The 23,169-nt window shown below is 58.3% G+C and carries 23 protein-coding genes and 1 tRNA gene; 14 read left to right on the top strand and 10 right to left on the bottom strand.

The window, feature by feature from the left end; genetic code table 11:
* Positions 1–242 precede the first annotated feature (242 nt).
* Both msrQ and msrP read right to left on the bottom strand, forming a co-directional pair.
* Complete coding sequence (gene msrQ, locus ACR0B0_RS20215) at positions 243–857, bottom strand: protein-methionine-sulfoxide reductase heme-binding subunit MsrQ (protein ID WP_170352003.1); 615 nt, start codon at positions 855–857, stop codon at positions 243–245.
* Between the two features lie 4 nt (positions 858–861).
* On the bottom strand, positions 862–1,764 hold the full coding sequence (msrP, locus tag ACR0B0_RS20210) for a protein-methionine-sulfoxide reductase catalytic subunit MsrP (protein WP_480649336.1): 903 nt from the start codon (positions 1,762–1,764) through the stop codon (positions 862–864).
* A gap of 306 nt (positions 1,765–2,070) precedes the next feature.
* Between msrP and ACR0B0_RS20205 the strand changes: the two genes are divergently transcribed.
* Positions 2,071–2,976, top strand: coding sequence for an alpha/beta hydrolase (locus ACR0B0_RS20205; RefSeq protein ID WP_480649334.1), 906 nt, complete (start codon positions 2,071–2,073; stop codon positions 2,974–2,976).
* A gap of 48 nt (positions 2,977–3,024) precedes the next feature.
* Here ACR0B0_RS20205 and clpB read toward each other — a convergent pair whose 3' ends face one another.
* The gene (gene clpB, locus ACR0B0_RS20200) at positions 3,025–5,643 is read right to left on the bottom strand and encodes an ATP-dependent chaperone ClpB (RefSeq protein WP_170399974.1); all 2,619 of its coding nucleotides are present in this window, start codon (positions 5,641–5,643) and stop codon (positions 3,025–3,027) included.
* Positions 5,644–5,772: 129 nt separating this feature from the next.
* On the bottom strand, positions 5,773–6,093 hold the full coding sequence (locus tag ACR0B0_RS20195; protein WP_170352007.1) for a hypothetical protein: 321 nt from the start codon (positions 6,091–6,093) through the stop codon (positions 5,773–5,775).
* Between the two features lie 150 nt (positions 6,094–6,243).
* Between ACR0B0_RS20195 and pyrF the strand changes: the two genes are divergently transcribed.
* Together pyrF and ACR0B0_RS20185 are read left to right on the top strand one after the other, a co-directional pair.
* Complete coding sequence (gene pyrF, locus ACR0B0_RS20190; protein WP_170352008.1) at positions 6,244–6,948, top strand: orotidine-5'-phosphate decarboxylase; 705 nt, start codon at positions 6,244–6,246, stop codon at positions 6,946–6,948.
* A gap of 358 nt (positions 6,949–7,306) precedes the next feature.
* Entirely contained in the window at positions 7,307–8,560 is a 1,254-nt protein-coding gene (locus tag ACR0B0_RS20185) for a DNA polymerase IV (RefSeq protein WP_480649332.1), read from the top strand.
* A gap of 7 nt (positions 8,561–8,567) precedes the next feature.
* Here ACR0B0_RS20185 and ACR0B0_RS20180 read toward each other — a convergent pair whose 3' ends face one another.
* Positions 8,568–9,428 (bottom strand): N-formylglutamate amidohydrolase, encoded by an 861-nt coding sequence (locus ACR0B0_RS20180; protein ID WP_480649330.1) that lies wholly within the window; start codon positions 9,426–9,428, stop codon positions 8,568–8,570.
* A gap of 148 nt (positions 9,429–9,576) precedes the next feature.
* Between ACR0B0_RS20180 and ACR0B0_RS20175 the strand changes: the two genes are divergently transcribed.
* The 8 genes from ACR0B0_RS20175 to ACR0B0_RS20140 all read left to right on the top strand — a co-directional run bounded on the left by ACR0B0_RS20175 (position 9,577) and on the right by ACR0B0_RS20140 (position 13,875).
* A tRNA-Val gene (locus ACR0B0_RS20175) sits at positions 9,577–9,651 on the top strand.
* Between the two features lie 91 nt (positions 9,652–9,742).
* Positions 9,743–9,868: a type B 50S ribosomal protein L36 gene (ykgO, locus tag ACR0B0_RS20170; protein WP_008755722.1), complete on the top strand. Its 126-nt coding sequence runs from the start codon at positions 9,743–9,745 to the stop codon at positions 9,866–9,868.
* 184 nt (positions 9,869–10,052) lie between these two features.
* On the top strand, positions 10,053–10,430 hold the full coding sequence (locus tag ACR0B0_RS20165) for a hypothetical protein (RefSeq protein ID WP_170352011.1): 378 nt from the start codon (positions 10,053–10,055) through the stop codon (positions 10,428–10,430).
* The gene (locus tag ACR0B0_RS20160; RefSeq protein ID WP_170352012.1) at positions 10,420–10,935 is read left to right on the top strand and encodes a hypothetical protein; all 516 of its coding nucleotides are present in this window, start codon (positions 10,420–10,422) and stop codon (positions 10,933–10,935) included. Before ACR0B0_RS20165 ends, ACR0B0_RS20160 begins: the two co-directional genes overlap by 11 nt.
* Before the next feature lie 29 nt (positions 10,936–10,964).
* Complete coding sequence (locus tag ACR0B0_RS20155; RefSeq protein WP_480649328.1) at positions 10,965–11,528, top strand: hypothetical protein; 564 nt, start codon at positions 10,965–10,967, stop codon at positions 11,526–11,528.
* 141 nt (positions 11,529–11,669) lie between these two features.
* A complete protein-coding gene (locus ACR0B0_RS20150; RefSeq protein WP_480649326.1) occupies positions 11,670–12,686 on the top strand; it encodes a Fe(3+) ABC transporter substrate-binding protein in 1,017 nt (338 codons plus the stop codon).
* Positions 12,687–12,805: 119 nt separating this feature from the next.
* On the top strand, positions 12,806–13,360 hold the full coding sequence (locus tag ACR0B0_RS20145) for a helix-turn-helix transcriptional regulator (RefSeq protein WP_170361980.1): 555 nt from the start codon (positions 12,806–12,808) through the stop codon (positions 13,358–13,360).
* Positions 13,357–13,875, top strand: a complete 519-nt coding sequence (locus tag ACR0B0_RS20140) for a GNAT family N-acetyltransferase (protein WP_170352014.1) — start codon at positions 13,357–13,359, stop codon at positions 13,873–13,875. The genes ACR0B0_RS20145 and ACR0B0_RS20140 overlap by 4 nt, the downstream gene beginning before the upstream one ends.
* A gap of 14 nt (positions 13,876–13,889) precedes the next feature.
* Here ACR0B0_RS20140 and ACR0B0_RS20135 read toward each other — a convergent pair whose 3' ends face one another.
* From ACR0B0_RS20135 to ACR0B0_RS20115, 5 genes are all read right to left on the bottom strand, one after another.
* Positions 13,890–15,134 carry a molybdopterin molybdotransferase MoeA gene (locus ACR0B0_RS20135; protein WP_480649323.1) on the bottom strand — a complete coding sequence of 415 codons (1,245 nt, stop codon included), beginning with the start codon at positions 15,132–15,134 and terminating at the stop codon, positions 13,890–13,892.
* A gap of 271 nt (positions 15,135–15,405) precedes the next feature.
* Entirely contained in the window at positions 15,406–16,254 is an 849-nt protein-coding gene (nadC, locus tag ACR0B0_RS20130; protein WP_170361978.1) for a carboxylating nicotinate-nucleotide diphosphorylase, read from the bottom strand.
* Complete coding sequence (locus ACR0B0_RS20125; protein ID WP_480649321.1) at positions 16,251–17,816, bottom strand: L-aspartate oxidase; 1,566 nt, start codon at positions 17,814–17,816, stop codon at positions 16,251–16,253. The genes nadC and ACR0B0_RS20125 overlap by 4 nt, the downstream gene beginning before the upstream one ends.
* Before the next feature lie 8 nt (positions 17,817–17,824).
* On the bottom strand, positions 17,825–18,877 hold the full coding sequence (gene nadA, locus ACR0B0_RS20120; protein WP_480649319.1) for a quinolinate synthase NadA: 1,053 nt from the start codon (positions 18,875–18,877) through the stop codon (positions 17,825–17,827).
* Between the two features lie 155 nt (positions 18,878–19,032).
* Positions 19,033–19,941, bottom strand: a complete 909-nt coding sequence (locus ACR0B0_RS20115; RefSeq protein ID WP_480649317.1) for a LysR family transcriptional regulator — start codon at positions 19,939–19,941, stop codon at positions 19,033–19,035.
* A 100-nt stretch (positions 19,942–20,041) separates the two neighbouring features.
* On the opposite strand from ACR0B0_RS20115, the gene ACR0B0_RS20110 reads away from it, so the two are divergent.
* The 3 genes from ACR0B0_RS20110 (at position 20,042) to ACR0B0_RS20100 (ending at position 23,156) form a co-directional block, all read left to right on the top strand.
* Entirely contained in the window at positions 20,042–21,250 is a 1,209-nt protein-coding gene (locus ACR0B0_RS20110) for an oxidoreductase (RefSeq protein ID WP_480649315.1), read from the top strand.
* A gap of 216 nt (positions 21,251–21,466) precedes the next feature.
* Positions 21,467–21,856, top strand: coding sequence for an adenosylmethionine decarboxylase (gene speD / locus ACR0B0_RS20105; protein ID WP_170352021.1), 390 nt, complete (start codon positions 21,467–21,469; stop codon positions 21,854–21,856).
* A gap of 106 nt (positions 21,857–21,962) precedes the next feature.
* Entirely contained in the window at positions 21,963–23,156 is a 1,194-nt protein-coding gene (locus tag ACR0B0_RS20100) for a GNAT family N-acetyltransferase (protein WP_480649313.1), read from the top strand.
* Positions 23,157–23,169: the final 13 nt, after the last annotated feature.

The following is a 23,169-nucleotide window of genomic DNA, read 5'->3' as shown; positions in this document are numbered from 1 at the left end:
TCTCCGCCGTCTCCAGCGTCCCAACACCGCCTCAGCAGCGCCGGTGAAGGGGGTTCTAAGGTTTACCCAAACAACCCGCAAGTGGAAAATTCGACAAACTCGCAAAAAACCGCAGATTTAATTTTTACCCATATAAATCATAAGCTTAAATAACGTCATACTCCACGAAACCCGCAACACGCAGCGCATCCCACCTCGAATCTCAGCTTTTGAACAGGCTTACCCATAGACTCAGCGCCGAGTCAGATGGAATCGGCCTGACGCGACCGAGTCAGCACACCGGATATAGGCAAACGCAGTAGCAACAGGCCGACGATTGCAGACAGATAGACCAGCGGTTCAATCTGGAAGCCCTTGGCCAACATGACATAGTGCAACCCACCCAGAATCGCCGCGGGAAACACCAGGCGCTGCAAGCTGCGCCATCGCGGACCCAATTTCCGCACCGACAGATTGTTCGACGTCACCGCCAACGGCAGCATCAAGACAAAAGCGGCCATGCCGACCGTTATATATGGGCGCTTAACGATATCCGCCCAAATCTGGCTGGGCACCTGCACATCCAACACAAGCCACACCAACAGATGCAGCGTGACATACGCAAAGGTCAGAACCCCAAGGGCGCGGCGGAACTTCAGCAGGTTCAGGCCAAGGAAACGCCGCAGAGGAGAAATCGCCAGCACACCAATCAGAAGCTGCAACGCCAACTCTCCGTACCGATGCTCCAACGCCTCTATCGGGTTTACGCCCAATCCGCCTGTCAGCCCCTGGTAAAACAACCAGGGCGCTGGAAGCGCCCCAATCAGGTAGACCGCCCAAGCGGGAATACGGCGTAATATATGATTCACCTGCTGCATAGACTTAATAGTATTGCGAAAGATCCATGCCTTCGTACAGCCCGGCGACCTCGTTCTCATAGCCGTTGAACATCAGGGTTGGTATACGCTTGGCAAAGAGACCGCCGCCGATTTCACGTTCCGAGGCTTGCGACCAGCGCGGATGGTTCACGTTCGGGTTCACGTTACTATAGAAGCCATACTCACGTGGCGCCGACATGTTCCAGCTGGTGGGTGGCTCTTCTTCTGTCAGAGTGATCCGCACGATCGACTTGATCGACTTGAAGCCGTATTTCCACGGCACCACCAAACGCAGCGGCGCACCATTCTGGTTTGGGATCAGCCGATCATAAATACCCGTCGCCATGATGGTCAGCGGATGCATCGCCTCATCCAAGCGCAGACCCTCGCGGTAAGGCCACTCCAGAATCGGGTAGCGCACGCCCGGCATCTCATCGGGGATCAAGGCGGTTTCAAAGGCCACGTATTTGGCCCCTTCCTGAACACCTGCCATGTTCAGAAGATCAGCCAGTTCGAATCCGTTCCACGGGATCACCATCGACCAGGCCTCGACACACCGGAAACGATAGATGCGTTCTTCGACCGTCATCTCAGACATGATATCCTTAAAGTCATAGTCACCCGGATTGTCGACCAGACCGTCGATCTTAACACTCCATGGTTCGGTGGTCAGCGCACCGGCATATTTGGCAGGATCATCCTTGCCAGTCCCGAATTCATAAAAGTTGTTATAAGACGTGATCTCTTCCCAGGTGTTCGGCTCCAGCGCTTCTTGCGCCGTCGCGCCGCGCGCCATCCCCGCCAGTCCGACACCTGCCAGCCCGGCCATAACCTGACGCCGGTTCAAAAACGCCGCCCTTGGGGTGACGTCCGCATGTGTCAATGTATTGGTCCAGCGATGCGCCATGTATGTCTCCGTTGTCAAAACACCTCGGGTATGAGGTAGATCGCTGATAGCACAGTGCCAAGGTAATGAGCGTCACGATTGAGCGACGAGATTGTAACGTAGTCGCCTGTAGGCGTGGACTTCAGAACGTTCCCAACAAAGCTAAGCTTTGCAATTCAGGCCCGGAACGTGCAGGCTTTGCAATGGATCGACAGACGTAGTGCGGTGTTTTTGGGGAAACCGTCAAAGTATACCTGCATCCATTAGATCCCTTGCGCCTGCTGACATTGCGATATCAATGGTATGAACCACAGAAAAAACAAACCTATGCCCGCCCCCGCCGCAATCAGTGCCAAGGCTGCATCTTATGCCGAACAAGCCGCAATTCGGGATCTAACGCAGCCTCTTCCCGAAATGCGGGCTATGTTGCGAGAGGATTACGCAGACAGTTGTACCGCAGCCGTAGAAATGTCCGGCGTTGCATTGTCCGATGAAACAATTGGCGGTGTGCGTTGCATGGTTATCACTCCTGCCGAACCGCGCCCTGGCCGCAGGTTGGTCTATCTGTTCGGCGGCGGCTTTACCCTTGGCAGCCCGTTTGAGGATTTGCCAATCTCAGCCTGGCTGGCGGCCAAGACCGGCGCGGTTGTGATTGCACCGGACTATCCCTTGGCCCCCGAAGCGCCATACCCGGCGGCCCTTGATGCCTGCACCGCAGTCATCTCGTCTGTACTGGCCGAAACGCCTGGGGCTTGCCTGTGCGGAGAATCTGCCGGGGGAAATCTTGCATTGGCTGCAGTCCACAGAATGCGCGCAAATGGCGTTCTGTTACCAACGGCACTGGCCCTGCTTTCACCTATTGTCGACCTGCAGAACAACGGGGACAGCGGACTGGCAGATCGCGACCCGTTTCTAAATCAGTCTGAAATCGACTTTTTCCGTGACTGTTATGTTGGCAAAGAGGTCGACCTGACAGCCCCCGACGTATCTCCGATTTACGGCCCCTTCGACGCAGACTTTCCACCCGTCTTTCTGACTTCGGGAACCCGCGATCATTTGTTGAGCGGTTGCGTGCGTCTGGATCGCCTGCTGCGACAGGCCGGCGCCGACTGCACCCTGCGTGTATGGGAGGGCATGTGGCACGTGTTCGAGTTTTACCCGGAGATACCCGAAGCCGATGCCTCGCTGACGGAAATCGCTGTTTTTCTGAATGGGCATTTTGCCAAGGTGTAAAAAAAAGACCCGCCAGTTTGGCGGGTCTTTCTGGTTTCCAATCTCAGATCAATGCACCACGGCATCGTCCGGGCGGGGTCGATCTGACGTGCCCAGCCTGTCACCGATGATCAGACCTTCGGCTCCGGTGGTCACCGGGACAGTCTCGCCGTCCTTGATCTCGCCGGCCAGCAGGGCCTCGGCCAATGGGTTCTGAAGTGCGCGCTGAATCACGCGTTTCAGCGGACGCGCACCAAAGACCGGATCATAGCCTTCGTTCGCCAGCCATTCCTTGGCGCCATCGTCCAGTGCCAGCTCGATCTTGCGGGCGGCCAGACGTTTCTGCAGGCGTGCCATCTGGATATCAACGATGCCATCCATATCGGCCCGCTTGAGCCGGTCAAAGATGATCGTTTCGTCCAGACGATTCAGGAATTCCGGCCGGAAATGCGCCCGGACCGCATCCATCACGTCGCGTTTGGCCTGCGCACTGTCCGCACCTTCGGGCAACTGGCTGAGCGCCTGAGAGCCGAGGTTCGACGTCAGAATGATCAGCGTCTGCTTGAAGTCCACGGTGCGGCCCTGACCATCGGTCAGCACACCATCGTCCAGAACCTGCAGCAGCACGTTGAACACATCCGGATGCGCCTTTTCGACCTCGTCAAACAACACAACCTGATAGGGCCGGCGCCGCACGGCTTCGGTCAGCACACCGCCTTCGTCATAGCCCACATAGCCCGGGGGGGCACCGATCAGACGGGCGACCGCGTGTTTCTCCATGAACTCGGACATATCGATGCGTACCATCGCGTTGTCGTCGTCGAACAGGAAGTTTGCCACGGCCTTGGTCAGCTCGGTCTTACCCACGCCGGTCGGCCCGAGGAACAGGAACGAACCCAAGGGGCGACCCTCATCATTCAGGCCAGCACGCGCACGGCGCACGGCGTTGGCCACGGCAGTCACCGCCGCATCCTGACCGATCACGCGGGAATGCAGATCGTCTTCCATCCGCAGCAGCTTCTCGCGCTCACCTTCCAGCATTTTCGAGGTCGGGATACCCGTCCAGCGTTCGACCACCGAAGCGATCTGTTCCGGACGCACCGTTTCTTCGGCCATCATGGCGTTGCTTTCGGCGTTCTCGGCCTCGGTCAGCTTTTTCTCAAGCTCGGGGATGACGCCGTAGGACAGCTCGCCCGCCTTGGCGAGGTTGCCTTCGCGCTTAGCGATCTCCAGATCGGCCCGCGCCTTGTCGAGCTGCTCCTTCAGATCACGCGCACCTGCCAGCTTATCGCGTTCGGCCTGCCACTGGGCGGTCATCTCGGCGGATTTCTCCTGCAGGTCGGCCAGATCCTTTTGCAAGGTTTCCAGACGATCCTTGGAGGCTGCGTCATCCTCAAGCTTCAGCGCTTCTTCCTCGATCTGCATCTGCAGGATCTGACGATCAAGTTGATCGAGTTCTTCTGGCTTGGAGTCTACCTCCATCCGCAGACGCGACGCCGCCTCATCGACCAAATCGATAGCTTTGTCAGGCAGGAACCGGTCGGTGATATAGCGATGCGACAGGGTCGCCGCCGACACCAATGCCGAGTCCGAGATGCGCACACCGTGGTGCAGCTCATACTTCTCTTTAATACCGCGAAGAATGCTGATGGTGTCCTCGACCGTCGGCTCCTGAACCATCACTGGCTGGAACCGGCGCGCAAGGGCCGCGTCTTTCTCGACGTATTTGCGGTACTCGTCCAGCGTGGTTGCTCCGATGCAATGCAGCTCACCCCGTGCAAGCGCGGGCTTGATCAGGTTGGCGGCATCCATCGCGCCGTCGGATTTACCTGCACCGACCAATGTGTGCATCTCGTCGATGAACAGGATAATCTCACCGGCGGCCTCGGTGACCTCGGTCAGAACAGCCTTGAGGCGTTCTTCGAATTCACCGCGGTACTTCGCACCGGCGATCAGCGCGCCCATGTCCAGCGCCAGCAGTTTCTTGTCCTTCAGCGATTCCGGCACATCACCATTGATGATGCGCAGGGCCATACCTTCGGCAATCGCGGTCTTACCGACGCCGGGTTCCCCGATCAAAACCGGATTGTTCTTGGTACGACGCGACAGAACCTGCATCGAGCGACGGATTTCCTCATCCCGTCCGATGATCGGGTCGATCTTGCCCTCGGCCGCAGCCTCGGTCAGGTCGCGCGCATATTTTTTGAGCGCGTCATAACCTTCCTCCGCCGACGCGCTGTCAGCGGTGCGACCCTTGCGGATATCATTGATCGCCTCGTTCAGTTTCTGCGCGGACACAGCGCCGGCATCCAAAGCGTCCTTGGCTTTGGATTTCACCATGCACAGTGCCATCAACACGCGTTCGACCGGCACAAAGCTGTCGCCCGCTTTGGTGGCAATCTTGGCGGCCTCGTCCAACACCTTGGCGGTCTGGCCGTCCATGTAAATCTGGCTTGCGTCGCCGCTGACCTTCGGGATTTTGGCCATCGCAGCATCCAGCGCCTCGACCACGCGGTTCGGCGCGCCACCTGCACGTGTGATCAGGTTGCTGGCCAGCCCCTGATCGTCATCCATCAATGCTTTCAAAATATGTGTGGGCTCCAACCTCTGGTGCCCCTCGCGCAGCGCAATCGTCTGCGCCGCCTGCACGAACCCCCGTGCCCGCTCGGTGAACTTGTTCAAGTCCATAGCATTCTCCTTTATCTCAAGCGCCCTGAATGTGATGCGCCCGCTTGGCGGCACGCTTCGGTCTGGGCCTCACATTCAATCTGGGAAATATCTTTGACGGTTCAAGAGGCTAAGCCGCAGAATCCGCACTTAACGGCGCGGTACGGAATAGACTGTATACCCTCCGGTTTTTGCGACTTGCCGTGCATTATACATGTCGACCAGTGATTGCGCCGCATCGCTGCCTGAGGGGCAGGACACAAGATCAGCCGCGTCATCCAGAAAATCGACGGTAAAGGCCGTTTCGCCGGTTAACTGGCAATCATCGTCGGTCGAACGATAGCCGCGCACAAGGCGCAGGTCCTGATTGGTCGGGGATCTGATGACTGTATCTGCGGCCTCTGGCTGCAACGGCATTTGCTGACAGCCAACCAAAGACAAAACAAACCCCACACCCGCAAACTGTTTCATGAGTCCCCCATCTTAAATGTTCTTTGTAACGGGAGGACCATAGCACACTCAGTCATGAGGAATGCGACTTCGATCAAACATCGGTCCTGCATGGACACAAGGCGCGGAACCCGTTAGGACGCAGACGTTTGCCAAAAAGGAGCTTGCCCCATGTCCGATGACCGCCTGATCGTTGCCCTTGATGTTCCAAACGCCTTGCAAGGTCTGGCCATGGCCGAGCGGCTGGGCGATGCCGTATCTTTCTACAAGATCGGGCTGGGTATGCTGACCGGGGGCGGGCTGGCCCTGGCTAATGAGCTGAAACAGGATCACGGCAAGCGCATTTTTCTGGACATGAAGCTGTTCGACATCGGCAACACAGTGGAAAACGCTGTGCGCGGGTTAGCACAGTTCGATCTGGATTTCCTGACCGTTCATGGTGATCCCCATGTGGTACGCGCCGCGAAAGAGGGTGCTACGGGCAAGGACCTTAAAATCCTCGCCGTGACCATCCTGACCTCGCTGAACCGCGACGATCTGGATGCCAGCCTGCTGAAAGAGGGCAACGTGCAGGAACTGGTGGTCGAACGTGCGGCACGCGCGCTAGAGGCCGGGGCCGATGGCGTCATCGCCAGCCCGCAAGAGGCCGCGCTAATCCGCGCCCTGCCCCAGGCCGAAGGTCGTCTGATCGTTACTCCAGGTGTCCGACCAGCAGGCGCAGCATTGGGCGATCAGAAACGTGTGGCCACCCCGGCCAGTGCAATCAGCGACGGTGCCGATCACATCGTTGTTGGCCGCCCGATCTATCAGGCACAGGACCCAAAAGCCGCAGCCCAGGCGGTTCTTGCTGAGTTAAATTCCTTGACACATCACTGACAAGTGCCACCAAATCAGCGAATTTCCGCGCAGAAACGGCTTGCAACCAGTTGACCTAACGTCACTTTCCGGCCCAACCGTGCCAAATCGCCGCTGTGCCCCAAAACACACATGAAAAATACGAGTTTCTCATGTGTGACCTCGGTCCTATCGAAATTGGCGGTTTTGCGCGATTCTAGGGGTGTGATACTCCCCGCGGACCCTCTCTTCCTGAGGTCCGTCACCTCCCCCCGCCACTTCGCGGGGGGTCTTCTTTCGGACATGACACTGCTTTCAGTAATCGCTGGCATTTCGTGCCACACTTGGGGCTGGTATAAGGAAACCACTAATTGAATCGCATGAAAGGCGGGAAGATTTCATGCCCGGTCTCTGCCGAGATTGCCTGACCACATTGACCGACGAACGGCGCTGCACTGCCTGCGGCAGCCCGCGGATCAAGGCGCATCCCGAACTGTTTGATCTGTCCATCGCACATATGGATTGCGATGCCTTCTATGCTTCGGTCGAAAAGCGGGACAATCCCGAGTTGGCCGACAAGCCGGTAATCATCGGCGGCGGTAAACGCGGCGTGGTGTCGACCGCTTGTTATGTGGCGCGCATTCGCGGGGTGCGGTCGGCCATGCCAATGTTCAAAGCCTTGCAACTGTGCCCCGAGGCGGTGGTGATCAAGCCGCGCATGTCGATCTATGCCGAAGTGTCGCGCGAGATTCGCAAGATGATGGACGAACTGACCCCGGTGGTCGAACCGCTGTCGCTGGACGAGGCGTTCATGGACCTGTCCGGCACGCAGCGCCTGCATGGCGCGCCGCCTGCCGTTATGCTGGCGCGGCTGGTTCGGCGGATGAAGGATGAGTTGGGCGTGACCGGCTCCATCGGGCTGTCGCACAACAAGTTTCTGGCCAAGGTCGCCTCGGACCTCGACAAGCCGCGCGGATTCTCGGTGATCGGGAAGGCGGAAACGGCTGAGTTCCTGTACGACAAACCCGTGCGGCTGATCTGGGGCATCGGCCCTGCCGCGCAGGAATCGCTGGATCGCGCGGGTATCCGCAGTTTTTCCGACCTGCTGCGCTGGGACCAAGACGCGCTGACCGCACGGTTCGGATCAATGGGTTACCGGCTGTGGCATCTGGCGCGCGGGCAGGACAAGCGACGCGTCTCGGCCCATGAGCCGATGAAATCCATCAGCAACGAAACGACGTTTTTCGAAGATACCGCCAGTCTGGATATTCTGGATGGGCACATCTGGCGCCTTTCCGAAAAGGTGGCGGACAGGGCAAAGGCCAAAGGTTTGGCCGGGCGTGTTGTCACCCTGAAACTCAAACGAGCCAATCACAAGATCATCACCCGGCGCATTTCCCTGCGCGATGCCACCCAGATTGCCGATCGCCTTTATCGCACGGCCCGTAGCCTTTTCGACCAGGTTGGCGATCAGGGGCCATATCGATTGCTGGGCGTTGGCTTGTCTGATTTGTGCCCCGAAGCGCAGGCCGATATATCGGGCGATTTGCTGGATCCCGGAGCAACTCAGCGATCACGGGCCGAACGCGCCACCGACGAGATTCGGCGCCGTTTTGGCAATGATGCAATTGTGAAAGGCCGCGCGCTGCGCTGAGCTGAGCTTACTCGGCCGCCAGGCGAACCGGATCATCGCCAATGCTGGCGATTTCCTGAATGATGTCGCGCAGAATCTCTTGAAACAGGGCAAAATTCTCATTCGGCACGATGTTGGCCTCGTCCATATAAAGCGCCCGGTCAACTTCGATCTGCACCGCATGTTGATGACGGGCGGGGCGGCCATAGGTCTGGGTCACATACGCCCCGGCAAAGGGCGCGTTGCGTGCCACGTTCAGCCCGGCGGACACAAAGGCCGCTTCGATCTGATCCACAACCTCGATCGAGGCTGACGCGCCAAACCTGTCCCCCAGCACCACATCTGGTCGCTTGGATTTTGCGTTGCTGGCCATGGCGACCGCCTCATGCGGCATCGAGTGGCAATCGATCAGGATCGCCTGACCGAAGACGTCGAGCGATTCGGCCAACAAGGATTTGAGACGTGCATGATAGGGCCGCCAGCAGGTGTCGATGCGCAGACGCGCCTCATCCATCGTCAGCTTGCCGCGATAAATCGCGCGCCCATTGGCCACCACGCGGGGAATCACCCCCAACCCGGATGCCACCCGGGGGTTATGCCCGGAACGTCGCGCCCCTTGGACCAGTGCCGGATCCAGTTCCTCGGCACTGCGGTTCAGATCCAGATACGCCCGTGGCAACACTGCCGAGATCAACGGCGCGCCAAATTCAGCCGCCGCAGAAAACAGCTGATCTACAAAGGCATCTTCCGAGGATCGAATCACATTTTCACTTAGAACCGTGCGGTTCAACAGCGTTTGAGGGTAACTCCGACCACTATGAGGAGAAGAAAACACCACGCATGACGTGCGTCTGGCGGGCATGTCCAATACATAGGGGGCGTTCGGCATGGTGACTCCTTGTTCGCATTGAACATAGACCGGAAAATAGTTCTACCAAACCCCTTGAACCCCTTTGCGACTCCTTTTATAGACCCCGCTACCGGCGCGGGGTTCCGCGCCCCATTTCGTTATGGGGTAGGACAACGCAACGGGACGTGGGCGGTTAGCTCAGCGGTAGAGCACTTCGTTGACATCGAAGGGGTCACAAGTTCGATCCTTGTACCGCCCACCATGATTTCACTGTTCCGGGCTTCCGGGGCACCCGACTAACCCAGGCGCTGGCCACGTCCTTGATGAAGGCGCCGCAGATTGGAGACAGACCAATGAAGGTCAAGAACTCGCTCCGCTCGCTCAAGAACCGGCACCGTGATTGCCGTATTGTGCGTCGCAAAGGCCGCGTCTACGTGATCAACAAGACGCAGCGCAAGTTCAAAGCTCGTCAGGGCTAAGAACTGCACATAACCACTTAAAGAAACCGCGCCTTCGAGCGCGGTTTTTTTGTTTTCCAACTATGCGTTTCTTGCCTGCGCTCAGCCCCGTAAGGGGCTTGGCAAGTTTGATTTTGATATTTCGCGTTGTGATAGAGCGTTCTCGTGTTAACGTTCTCCGGATTTTCGATGACGGGAGGTCAACTTGGCCGACGGTGAAATACTCGGAACGACCCTGACCGATATGGTCGCGGATATTGGCAGGAGCGTGGCGCAAGCCGCCGAGCAACTAAGCCTCGACCAGTTGAACGCCCTAAAGAACTACCCGCAGGAGCTTCGCGACATGGGCATCCCACCGGTTTTCTATCACATGCAGGATGTCGATGTGGAATTGAAAGTCGTAATGGAGATGAGCACTAAGACGGAAGAAGGCAAGCGGCCCGCAATCATCTCGATCTTCATGGGACCGAAGTTGACCCAGACCGATACGGTCGACACCAAAAGTGCATCGACCATGCGCATGCGCTTTGCTCCGGGCCCAGTAGATGACAACAGGTCACCAGAGGACACCGATGGCACGTAAGACAGTTAAGGCCCCCAAGAGGCCACCTATTGATGTACGCGTCACCGAATTGCCCGAAGCCTTTGCGACACTGTTGCAGTCACTTGCTGACCGTCTTACCGCAATGGAGCAGCGCGAGACCACTTTGCTTCAAACAATTTCGGACCTGCAGAATCGGATTGACGATCTGGAAGAAGGCGGCGGCGGCATGCTGATGGGCGCGGTGTCTCCGGTAACAAACCCGTTGGCCCAGGGTCGGTCAGAAATGAATTCGGGCGACGAAGACACTCAGGTTGTCGACGCTCAGGAATTTTCACAGGCACTGGGCGAACAGATTCTCGCCGGTTCAGACGGAAGCAGCGAGTTTACCATCGACAATGTAAAGGTCGAGGCCGTGGTCGGGCTGGGCCAAGATGGCAATAGGGCACAGATCGCAACCAACGCCAAGAAACAGGCGGTCAGCCAGAACGCATCGAAAGTTACGTTTTCGGTCCGAAGGCGGTCAAAAACGCAAATCATCGAGTGAACACAAATTTTTCAAAAGGAGTTTGAACAATGAGTATCGGGCAAGAACTGCTGAACGTTCCCTTTGCAGAAATGGTTCAAAAGCTGGCACTTTCGGTCGCTGAATCACAAAGCGAGTTGGATCGTCATTCGACCGACATGGCTAAATATATGGCCGACCAAAAAATCCTGCTTCCCGATCTCTCCAATCCCGACGGCCCCGCCAAAGAATTCAGCCTCGTGTCGATGGGATTCCTCCCTGCATTCTATGCGGTGCAGGAGGCCGAGATAGAGGTCAAAATGGCGATCTCGATGACCAAACAGACCGAAAAATCAGGTAGCGCTTCAGTGAAAGGTGGCTGGGGGCCCGTGGCGGCCCAGGTCAACGCCAGCTATTCCTCGCGCTATGCCTATAGCCAGGAAGGTGCAAGCAGGTTGACCATCAAACTTGCCCCGGCCGATCCGCCGGTCATGCTGCAAAAATACATGGAAGCTGTAACTCAGGCCATGCTGACCAAGGAACCGGTACTCAGCGACGATTCGGAACCTGAGCCGGCGCCGTCACCCGCACCACCGCAACCGGAAGGAAGACAGAGCAAACAGCGTCGATCCTGACAGCAAGTGCGCAGCAGGAAAGGCGAGCGACATTTTGACCAACTAAATTTGTCAGATTTCCTTGCATCCCCCTCAGAATCGTTTAATTGACCAAATCAGTCGGGTTAATACCCGTTACGATTTTCAATGTTGGGACAAATGATGCTGAAATCCTCTACCTGCGTTGCCGCCGCTCTGATGGCTTTGGTTGCCACCTCTGCCGCCGCCGAAGGTGAACTGAACCTGTACTCTTCACGCCACTACGACACCGACGAACGTCTCTATTCTGATTTCGAAGAGGCGACCGGCATCACCATCAACCGTATCGAAGGCAAGGCCGACGAACTCATTGCACGGATGGAAGCTGAGGGCGCCAACTCGCCCGCGGACATCCTGTTGACCGTAGACACCTCGCGTCTGGCGCGGGCCAAAGACGCGGGCATTTTGCAACCGATCGACAGTGCAGTGCTCGAAGAACGTATCCCCGCCAATCTGCAAGACAATGACAACCAATGGTTCGGCTTTTCGCAGCGAGGCCGCATTATCTTTTTCGACAAGGAAAACGTAGCCAACCCGCCGGCCACCTACGCCGATCTGGCGAAACCTGAATACAAGGGTCTGGTCTGCATCCGCTCGTCCAGCAACACATATAACCAGACGCTTCTGGCATCGATCATCACCCACGAAGGACCTGAGGCCGCCAAGGCCTGGGCCGAAGGCATCGTCGCCAACATGGCGCGCGATCCGCAGGGCGGCGACACCGACCAGCTGCGTGGCATCGTTTCGGGCGAATGTGATATCGCCGTGTCGAACACCTATTACTTTGCCCGCGCCATCCGCAAAGATGTCAAAGGCGTTTCGTCGGAAATCGACTCAATCGGCTGGGTGTTCCCTAACAACGACAGCACTGGCGCGCATATGAACCTGTCCGGGGCCGGTGTCGCCGCGAATGCACCGAACAAGGACAATGCGGTCCTGTTCCTGGAATACCTGGCCAGCGACTCGGCCCAGCAATATTTCTCCGCCGGCAATGACGAGTTCCCGGCGGTGAACGGCGTCGCACTTGCGGACTCGGTCAAGTCACTGGGTGAGTTCAAGGCAGATGAAGTGAACCTGTCCGAGGTCGCAAAGAACCTTCCTGAAGCGCAAAAAATCTTCAACGAGGCTGGCTGGAAATAACCCAGCGCACGAGACGTTAACACTTTGAAGGGTGCAGAAATTTCTGCGCCCTTTTTTATTGCGTATTACATATTTTTCGAGAATAATCTCTATAATGAACGATATTCTCACATATGAACATGCTGGATGATCTCTCGAACCGCCTCGCCAACCGTCTGAACGAACTGCGCCGGAGCCATGGGTGGTCACTGGACCAACTGGCCGAACACAGCGGCATCAGCCGCGCCACGCTTTCGCGGATGGAAAAGGGCGATGTCAGCCCGACCGCTGAAACGCTGGGGCGGCTCTGTGCAGCTTATGGCCTGCCGATGTCGCGTCTGCTGATGATGGTCGAAGACAGTTTCGACCCTCGCGTACCGTTCGAACGGCAACCCGAATGGCGCGACCCGGAAACCGGATTTACCCGTCGCTCGGTATCTCCGCCCGCCACTGGGCTTAGCGGAGAGGTGCTGGAAGGTCACCTGCCCCCCGATGCGATAATCACGTACGATGCGCCACCAAAGCCTGGGCAAGAGCATCACCTGATCATGCTGGACGGCGCGCTGAAACTGACCGTAGACGGCGTTGCCCATGATTTGAATGGCGGCGATTGCCTGCGCTATCACCTTGCGGGTCCCACGCGGTTTGAAACAACGCCCGCGCGTGGGGCACGGTACCTATTGGTGCTGATATGATTACACGCATCGACGATTGCAGCTTTGACACCGCCTTGGACGACCTGACCGATATCCTGCACGCTTGTGTACAGGACGGGGCCAGTATCGGGTTCATCCTGCCCTTTTCATCGGATCAGGCCCGATCCTATTGGCAAGACCGGGTGCGGCCCAACGTACAGACCGGCTCGCTGGACCTGTTCGTCTTTCGTGAAAACGAACGCATTGTGGGCACTGTGCAATTGATCCCCGCGACGATGCCCAACCAGCCACACCGGGCCGATGTGGCCAAACTGCTGGTTCACCCCAGCGCCAGACGCCGGGGTTTGGGGCGGGTCTTGATGGCGGCGCTTCAGGACCGGGCTATCCAGCTGGGCCGTACCTTGCTGGTGCTTGACACACGCAGTACAGACCCGTCACGCATCCTGTATCAAAGCCTAGGCTTTCAGATCGCCGGAGAGATCCCGGACTATTGCCGCAATCCGCTTGAGGACCGGCTAGAGCCTACGACCTATATGTACAAAAACCTAAGTTGATCCGGGCATCTGTTTCAAAAACGAAGAAACGGCAACTTATGACCTTTTGGCAGCGTTTCGGTTTCCGCAGGGATGACTGCAAGACCATCCGCCTGTGCCAGCGTCGCAACCCGGCCGCTATATGAAGGTGCCATCAAACGCAGCCGTGGAACGCCGTCGGAAGTCGTGCCATTGATCATGACCGGACGGTATTCCTGACGCCCAGCGTGGCGCTGCAGCGGTTCGGCCAGCACCGCCTGTTCCGGGGTTGGCGGCGTATGACGCAGACCAGCCCGACGCGCCATCATGTGCGACCCGATGATCTGCCATGTCACAAAGGCCGAAACCGGATTGCCCGGCAGCCCGACATAAAGCGCGTCGCCGCGCCGACCGAACATGATCGGCTTACCAGGTTTCATGGCCACCTTCATCACGTCAATCTGGCCGCCAATGGCTTCAAACAGGCGCGGCATGTGATCTTCATCCCCCACCGAAACACCACCCGTTGTGACAATGAGATCGGCATCATCGCAGGCCTGCCGCAACACCTGCTCCAGCCGCTCGGGGTCATCTGCGATCGGGCCTATATCCATCAGATCAATCCACGGCTTGTTCAGCAAAGCCCGCAGCATATAGCGGTTCGAGTTGTAAATCTGGCCCGGGCCTAGCGGTTCACCGGGTTGTTGCAGCTCATTACCGGTGGAAAAGAGTGTGACCTTCAGCTTCCGGAATACATTCACATTGCCATACCCGGCCGAAGCCAGTGCTGCAGCTTCGCGCGCGGTGATCTCGCATCCTTGCGACAGGATCGGGGCACCCGCCTTCAAGTCCTCCCCCGCGCGGCGGATATGTTGGCCAGGTTTGGGACGGCGGGTAAATCGGATACCTCCGGTGGTGGCCTCGCAATCCTCCTGCATCAGCACGGCGTCGAAATCGGCGGGCACCGGGGCACCGGTAAAAATGCGCAAGGCCGCACCCGCTGGCGTACCATGGGCACCGCTGTCCCCGGCGGCGATGCGTCCCGCCACCGGCAGGTTGAACACGGGCCCTTTGCCCAGATCAGTCGTGCGGACGGCAAAGCCATCCATGGCGGAATTGTCGAAGGCGGGCATGTCCACTTTGCTGGTGCAATCCTTAGCCAACACCCGACCCGTCGCATCGATCAGGGACACGGTTTCGGTCTCGGCAATCGGATCGGCAACGGCCAGTCCGCGAGCCAAAGCCTCTGTCACCGTCAGATACATCCGAGCGTGCTGGTCGCAACCACATCCATCAGCCATTTGAGCCCTCCAACCGGTCAAACACCTCTTCCAACCCAGCGCGTTCAACGCGAGCCTCTTCTTAGTTGGAGCTTGGGCCGTCGACAGCCATCACACCCCCAAACTGTCCATGAGCACGGCAATCAGGATTGCACAGCCCGGCCAGCGATATGCCCCCAATGAACAACACTGGCGCAGAGCCGTCATTGACATAGGTCACGATCACTATTCGCGGGCGGTCAGAGGGAATGGCACCGGAGCGGCCTCCATCCGCGAGAGGGTTTGAGTTGGTTCAGAAATCCAGCCCGATATCGATGGTGCGATAGGAATGAGTCAGCGCCCCGGATGAAATGTAATCCACGCCGGTTGCCGCCACGGCGGCCACGGTGTCGCGGCTGATATTGCCCGATGCCTCGGTCACGATCCGGCCGTCGACCAGTGCCACCGCCTGTTTCAATGTCTCGGGTGGCATGTTGTCCAGCAACACGACATCGGCCCCGCCGACCTCCAGCACTTCGGCCAGTTGGTCCAGCGTGTCCACTTCGATCTCGACCTTCATCATGTGCGAGGCGCGGGCCTTGGTGGCCTCAAGCACGGCGCGCACCCCACCGGCTGCGGCGATGTGGTTGTCCTTGATCAGGATCGCATCGGACAGGGAAAAGCGGTGATTGAACCCGCCACCATGCAGAACCGCTTGTTTTTCGACAATACGCAGGCCGGGCGTGGTCTTGCGGGTGCAGGTGATGCGAGCATTGGCGCCTTTGGTCTCGGCCACCAGCGCCGCCGTCGCGGTCGCCACCCCGGCCATGCGCCCGGCATAGTTCAGCGCCACCCGCTCACCCGACAGGATCGAAGCGGCGCTGCCCTCAATTTCCATCAACGTATCACCTTTTGTGCAGCGTTGGCCGTCGGCGATGTGGGTGGTGACATGCAGTGTCGGGTCGACCAGACGGAACGCCAGCGCCGCCACCTGCATACCCGAGACCACCGCATCCTCGCGCGCGTTCAGCCGGGCAGAATAGGTGGCATCTGCAGGGATTACGGTCAGGGTGGTAACGTCGCCATTGGCCCCCAAATCCTCCATCAGCGCGGACCGTACCATCGGTTCAAGGATCAAGTCGGGCAAGGCCGGATATTTCATTCTGTGTCCTTTGCAATACGGTCCCGCAGGGCCAGCGCCTCGCTCAGCGTCAGGGCCGAGCGTTGGCCGGGGCCGGGAGTAAGATCAGGGAAATCGGATCGGGAATGGGCACCGCGACTTTCTTCGCGCAGCAGCGCGGCAGCCGCGATCAGGGTGGCGGTGGCGGTCATGTTCAGAAACAGATCAGAGCCCGCATGCCGGGATTCCAACGCCGCGATTTTCGTCAACGCTTGGCGCAGACCGGTACCGTCGCGCACCACACCTACATGTTCGGTCATGGTTTCGCGCAGGGCCGCCACGTCCCGTTCATTGATCGGCTCACCACCGGTGGTAAAACAAATGTTCACCTCAGCCGCGTCCTGCGGATTCACAACGGTTGAAATGTCGCGCGCGCATGAGCGGGCAAACACCAACGCCTCAAGCAACCCGTTCGACGCCAGCCGGTTCGCCCCATGCAACCCGGTCGAGGCTGCCTCGCCGCACACCCACAGCCCAATCAGTGAGCTGCGCCCGGCCAGATCGGTCTCAACCCCGCCCATGTGATAATGCGCCGAAGCGGTCACGGGGATGGGGTCGGTCGCAGGATCGACACCGTTGCGCAAACAGGCCTCGGTGACCGAGGGGAATTGCCTAGCCATCTCGGCCCCGATGGCCTGGCGCGTGTCCAATGCCGGGCGTTTGCCCGCCTGCGCCTGCAGGTAAACGGCGCGCGCAACCGTGTCGCGGGGTGCCAGTTCAGCGTCAGGGTGGATGTCAGGCATAAACCGGTGGCCGGCGCTGTCGATCAGGATGGCACCGTCGCCCCGAAGCGCTTCGGTTGCCAATGGCGTCGGGTCTTCGCCCACGTCGATGGCGGTGGGGTGGAACTGCACGAATTCGGCATCTGCAATGCGCGCGCCTGCGCGAGCAGCCATGCCGATCCCCTGCCCGCGGATACGTGCAGGATTGGTGGTTTGGGCATAAAGGCCCGAGGATCCCCCCGTGGCCAGAACATGCGCTGATCCGCGCAGCAATATCGGCGGCGCATCGGCGGCATCGGCGCGGGTCAGGTAAACGCCGGTCACTTGTGTACCGTCGCTTTCCAGCCCAACGGCCTGCGCGCCCTCGATCACTTGAATCGACGGCGTTCGGCGCACCTCCTCGATCAGAGCACGCATGATCTCAGTTCCGGCCTGATCGCCCTTGACGCGGACCACGCGGGCTGCGGAATGCGCGGCCTCGCGCGATTGCACGAACCCACCATCGGCGGTGCGATCAAACCCGGTGCCCAAGTCGGACAGATCATAAATATGTTCCGGTGCGGCATTGGTGACGAACTCGGCCACCTCGCGCAGGACCGACCCGGCCCCGGCGCGCATGGTGTCGTCCGCGTGCGCTTCGGGGCTGTCCGTCCGCGCCATGGCAGCGGCAACACCGCCTTGTGCCCAGGCCGAGCTTGCACCCGATCCAAGCGGTTCAGGCGAAATCATCACCACAGGGCAAGGGGCCAGCTTCAGGGCCGCATAGACTGCCGCCAGCCCGGCGCCGATGATGACCACACGCGGCGTCTCAACGCTCTGCATGTCGCGGATCAAATACCCAGCTGGCGTGACAAGTCGATCATGCGTTGCACCGACAGGCGGGCCTTGTCCGCCACTTCGGCGTCAACCTCGACCTGCCCTGTCATGGTGTCAAGCGCGAACAGCACCTTCTCCAGCGTGATCTTCTTCATGTAGGGGCACATGTTGCAGGGGCCGACAAACTCAACCTCGGGCAGTGAATCCGCAATATTCGACGCCATCGAGCATTCGGTAATCAGCAGCGCCTTTTCCGGCTTTTCATCGGTGACGTATTTGATGATACCGCTGGTGGAGCCCGAGAAATCTGCTTCGGCCACAACGTCCGGTGGGCACTCAGGATGTGCAATCAGGCGGGTGCCCGGATTCCATTCCCGGAAATCGCGCAAATCCTGCGGGCTGTATTGTTCATGCACGATGCACGAGCCTTCCCACCAGACCACATTTTTCTGCGGCACATCGCGTGCCACGTTCTGCGCCAGATACTGATCCGGCGTCATGATGACCGTGTGACTGTCTTGCGCTGCAACAATCTGGGCGGCATTCGACGAAGTACAACAAATATCTGACGCCGCTTTGACCTCGGCCGTGGTGTTCACATAAGACACAACCGGCGCACCTGGATACCGGCGACGCATTTCCTCGATCCCTTCGGCGGTGATCGATTCCGCCAGCGAGCATCCCGCCTCCATATCCGGCATCAGCACCGTCTTGTCCGGGCTAAGAATCTTGGATGTCTCGGCCATGAAATGCACACCGCATTGCACAATCACATCCGCCTCGACCTCGGTCGCTTTGATCGCCAGTTGCAGGCTGTCGCCGCCGAAATCCGAAATGCCATGGTAAATTTCGGGCGTCATGTAGTTATGGCCCAGAATGACCGCGTTGCGCTCGACCTTCAGGTCGTTGATCGCCTTGACATAGGGCGCATAGATCGCCCAATCGACGGGCGAGACCACGCGGGACATGCGGTCATAGATATCGCTCATGCTTGCGGCAAGCTCGGGCGATGGGGTCAGATCATATTTTTCGGAGAGATGCGCACGCTGCGCCGGTAGGTCGAACACGGGACTGTTTTTCTGCCTGATGGATTCGTGACGCACTTAATATGGGGTTTATCGTGGATTTACCACCACTCTTAAAAGAAGAATGTTCCAATATTCCCAGCTCTAGCGGAACTATCTTATCAATTCAGGCGCAACAGACCTTCTCGGCCCGCACCTCAAGCATCTCGGGGGCTGGTCTTGCCCGAGAAATGGTCGGCCACAAAGTTGATCAAGGCCCGCACGCGCTGCGGTAAAAACGGCATTTCTGGGCGCAGAATAAAGATCCCACCACCGGCATTCGGTTCAGCATGATCGGGCAAAACCGAGGTCAAGCGACCAGTGCGCAAGTCCTTCGAGACAAGAAACTCCGGCAGCCAAGCAATGCCGCGCCCGGCGCAGCACGCCGCACGGAGCGCTTCGAGGCTGTTACATGAAAACCCCGGCCCAAGACGCGATAGGAGACCCGCTGCTCCTGTGAATCCCCAATCCGACAGGTGTTTTTCCGGCCCCAGGCGTAGACATTTATGCGCGGTCAATTCCTGTGGTTGCTGCGGTTCGCCATGCCGCTCAAGATAGGTGGGCGCTGCACATGGTATCCGCCGATTGTTCATCAGCTTTCGCGACACAAGCGATGAGTCCGGCAAAACGCCGCTGCGGATCGCGATATCAAAACCTTCTCCGACCAGATCAACAACCTTGTCCGTCAACAGCATGTCAATCTCAACCTCGGGGTTGAGATCCATGAATTCAATGACCAGAGGGACCACGTGTCGCTGACCAAAAGCCGCCGAGCTTGTCAGGCGGATCATGCCATGCAGGCTGTCGGCACCATCGGCAATGTCCTCTTCCAGTGCCGTCAGGCGGGCGAGAATCTCGCGCGCTTCCTCTACATATCGCTGTCCCGCCTTGGTCAATGTCATGCGCCGAGTCGAGCGTATGAGAAGCGGCACCCGCAACCTCTGCTCTAGCTGATACACCCGCTTGCCGACGGCCGACGGGGTGTATCCCAATGCGCGGGCCGCAGCCGAGAAACTGCCGTGATCAACCACGGCCAGAAGAATTTCCAGTTCAGCCTTTTGTGCCATTTGATCCAAAAAATATCAAAAACTAGTCCCAATCACTACATTATCAAAAGAGATTGTCCAAATTATCTAAGGTGGAGATCAAAAACCAAGGAGACCCACCTTGCCCGCCGCCTCGAACATCTCTCTCTTCACGCCGCTTACACTACCGAACGGGCGTGTTTTGAAGAACAGGATCATCAAATCGGCCATGTCGGATTCACTGGCCGACGGTCAGGGCAACCCAACCGCTGCACAGATGCGTCTGTATGAACGTTGGGCAACAGGGGGTGTGGCCGCGTCAATTATCGGCGAGGTGCAAGGCGATCCTCATTTCCCTGAAAAGCCGGGCAATTTGGTGCTTGATGAACAAGCCGACTTGGCGGCCTTCAGCGATCTTGCCCGGCGCGGGTCGACCGACGGCGCGCAGCTTTGGCTGCAACTCGGCCATGCCGGGGCGTTGGCCCATTTACCGATCAGCCAGCCCAGAGGCCCAAGTGCGATAGACTTCCCAGACTTTCGCAGCGAAGCCATGTCTTTGCCCGAAATCAGAGCAATCCCGGATCAATTTGCCCGCACTGCCCATCTTGCAGCCAAACTTGGTTTTGGGGGCGTCCAGATTCATGCCGCGCATGGGTTTCTTCTGAGCCAGTTTCTCTCACCCCTCTTCAACCGCCGGACGGATGCCTATGGCGGCGCAATCCACGCGCGGATGCGCCTGCTGATCGACACGGTCGAGGCCGTTCGTGCCGCAGTGCCCCGCAATTTTACAGTTGCTGTCAAACTCAACGCCACCGATCAGCTGGACGGCGGTCTTACAGAACAAGACGCGCTGAAGGTGGTTGCAGGGCTTGAAGGCAAAGGTGTTGATCTATTGGACATCAGCGGCGGAACTTATTTCCCGGGCGCTCCGTCCAGTTCTGATCGTACGTCCAAAGGCCCCTATTTCCTCGACTTCGTTCGTGCGGCGCGCGGTCTAACCGCGATCCCGCTTATGGCCACCGGAGGATTCAAGCGCCGCGACGAGGCAGAAGCCGCAATTATGGCGGGGGATGTGGATGCGGTGGGTATCGCACGAGGCTTTGTTCTTGATCCCGCTTTGCCCCGGACGTGGCAGGCGCGACAACACGAGGTCCCCTTCCCCCGCTTCACCACCCTTCCACCCGGAGGGATGACCGCGTGGTATACCATGCGCATGACGGATATCGGGTCGGATCGGGAAGGATCGGTGGATCGCGGTATTGCCCAGGCCATCACCGAATATGAAAACCGCGACGCACAGCGCGCAAGGATCTGGCAGAACCGGTTTAATTCCAGGTCAAAGCAAACCTGAGACAGCCGATCAGCAGGTTATGTGAAATTGCCCCCAAAAGCACCAAAACCGAACCAGTCGCGGTCTTGATTAAATTTTAGCGCAAATCCCTCATGAGTTGTGTTTTTTTGCCACAGCCCAGCAACCCAATTCAGATAAACCTGAGTTGAGATTGACTACCAAGATCAGAGGGATAGTCAGGATACAGAATTTTTGGATTTGAGGTTTCGATTTCATATGGATGGGTTCTCATCTTCTCTGGGCCTACACCTTATAGCAGATTTTTTCGATGCAAGCGCACTATACGATCCTTCCCCAGCAGAAGAGACCCTGAGACGCGCGGCAATTGCTGCCAATGCTCAGGTTCTTGGGATCAACATGCGCGATTTCGGACAACGGGCAGGTTTCACAGGCATGGCACTTTTGGCCGAGTCGCACATCTCGGTCCACACCTGGCCCGAACACGGATATGCCGCCATCGATATCTTTATGTGCGGTGACGCAGAACCACAGCGCAGCTTAGAGGTTTTGAAGTCCTATTTCCGCCCCCAGCGCGTCGATGTGCAATCCATCAAGCGCGGTCTGATCGGACAGAGCAGACACCGGCTTGCGGCGGCGGGCTGCTAAAGGGCGGATGAAGGAACTGCGCAGATGCCCGGTCACGATAAGTCTCATACTATGCGCGATAGTCGTTTATGCGCTGTGGGGTCCGGTTCGGCATTCCGGACCCATTGTGACGCTACCAGATCATCTGTTGTTTTCGATCCGACATGGCAACCTGAACCATCTGACGCTCAATTGCCTGCTGATCCTTGTTGGCGGCAGCCTCAGCGAACCGCACTTGGGCAGCGCCCGAACCGCAGGGCTTGTTATCCTTTGCGCCGTTGCCGGAACGACAACAGAATTCGAATTGGCCGGACCCGGTTTTGTGGGGCTGTCCAGTGTCGCCTATGGCCTGGTTTCCTATGGAGTGATTGCCACAAGCACACCGGGGCGACGCAGTTGGATGCTGGCGCTGATTGTCTTTGTCCTTATCGCCGAGCTGTTGTTTCTGCGCCCTCAGATCGCCGTTTTCACCCACAGCACATCCGCCTTGATCGGAGGAGGACTCGCCATGTTTAGCGCCCTGTTCGGCTCAAAAGGGCCAACCCTTAAACCCATGGAATGGCAGCATGTATCCCCGGCTGTCCAAATCATCACCCAAACCGACGAAGATGATGCCGACGAAGCCGAAAACAAGTTCGTGCATGAAGGAACGGACAACATGTTCGTCCTGCAGGACCGCGGCGAGGTGCTGGGGCTGATCGGCTATTGCCTCGACGAAGATGCGCCGGACATCGCCTGGCTGTCCTGGACTTATCTGGATCAGGCGCATGCGGGCAAGGGGCTGGGAAGCCAGATGCTGAACGACCTGCTTGGCAAACTGGCCCAGATGCATGTCCGCAAGATTTTCATCGAAACCAGCGACTATGAAGAGTTTGGCAAAAAGCTCTATGCCGCGGCGCATAAACTGTATGAGGAATTCGGAGCCGAAGTCGAACTGACGGTACCCGGGTATCACGGCCCACGCGAAGCCAAGATCATCTATGGATTGGACAATCCCGAAGCGCCCGACATACAGGCGGCAGAGCCATCGCCAACCACTGGCCTGAGCTTCACCGACATTCACAAAGCTGCCGAAACGGACGACGTTGCCGGCCTGCGCTGGTGCGAAACCAGCAGCGGGCTGAGCGGGCTGGATCAACAGCTTTCGTTGGCGCGCGCGCAAAGTTATCGCATGGCCGTTCTGGCCATCCCGTCCGACCTGTCCAACGCCAACGCAACAGAACTGCAGGCCAATGGCCTGAAAAAATGCGGCGAGCTCAAAGAGTTCTACGGCAAAGACCTGCATCAGGTCTGGTGGAGCAGCAACCTTGGCAAAACCTGAATCACAATCTCAA

This window comes from Ruegeria sp. BA12, assembly GCF_056539625.1.
The sequence above is the reverse complement of the archived record's forward strand: the minus strand, read 5'-3'. Positions and strand labels throughout refer to the sequence as shown.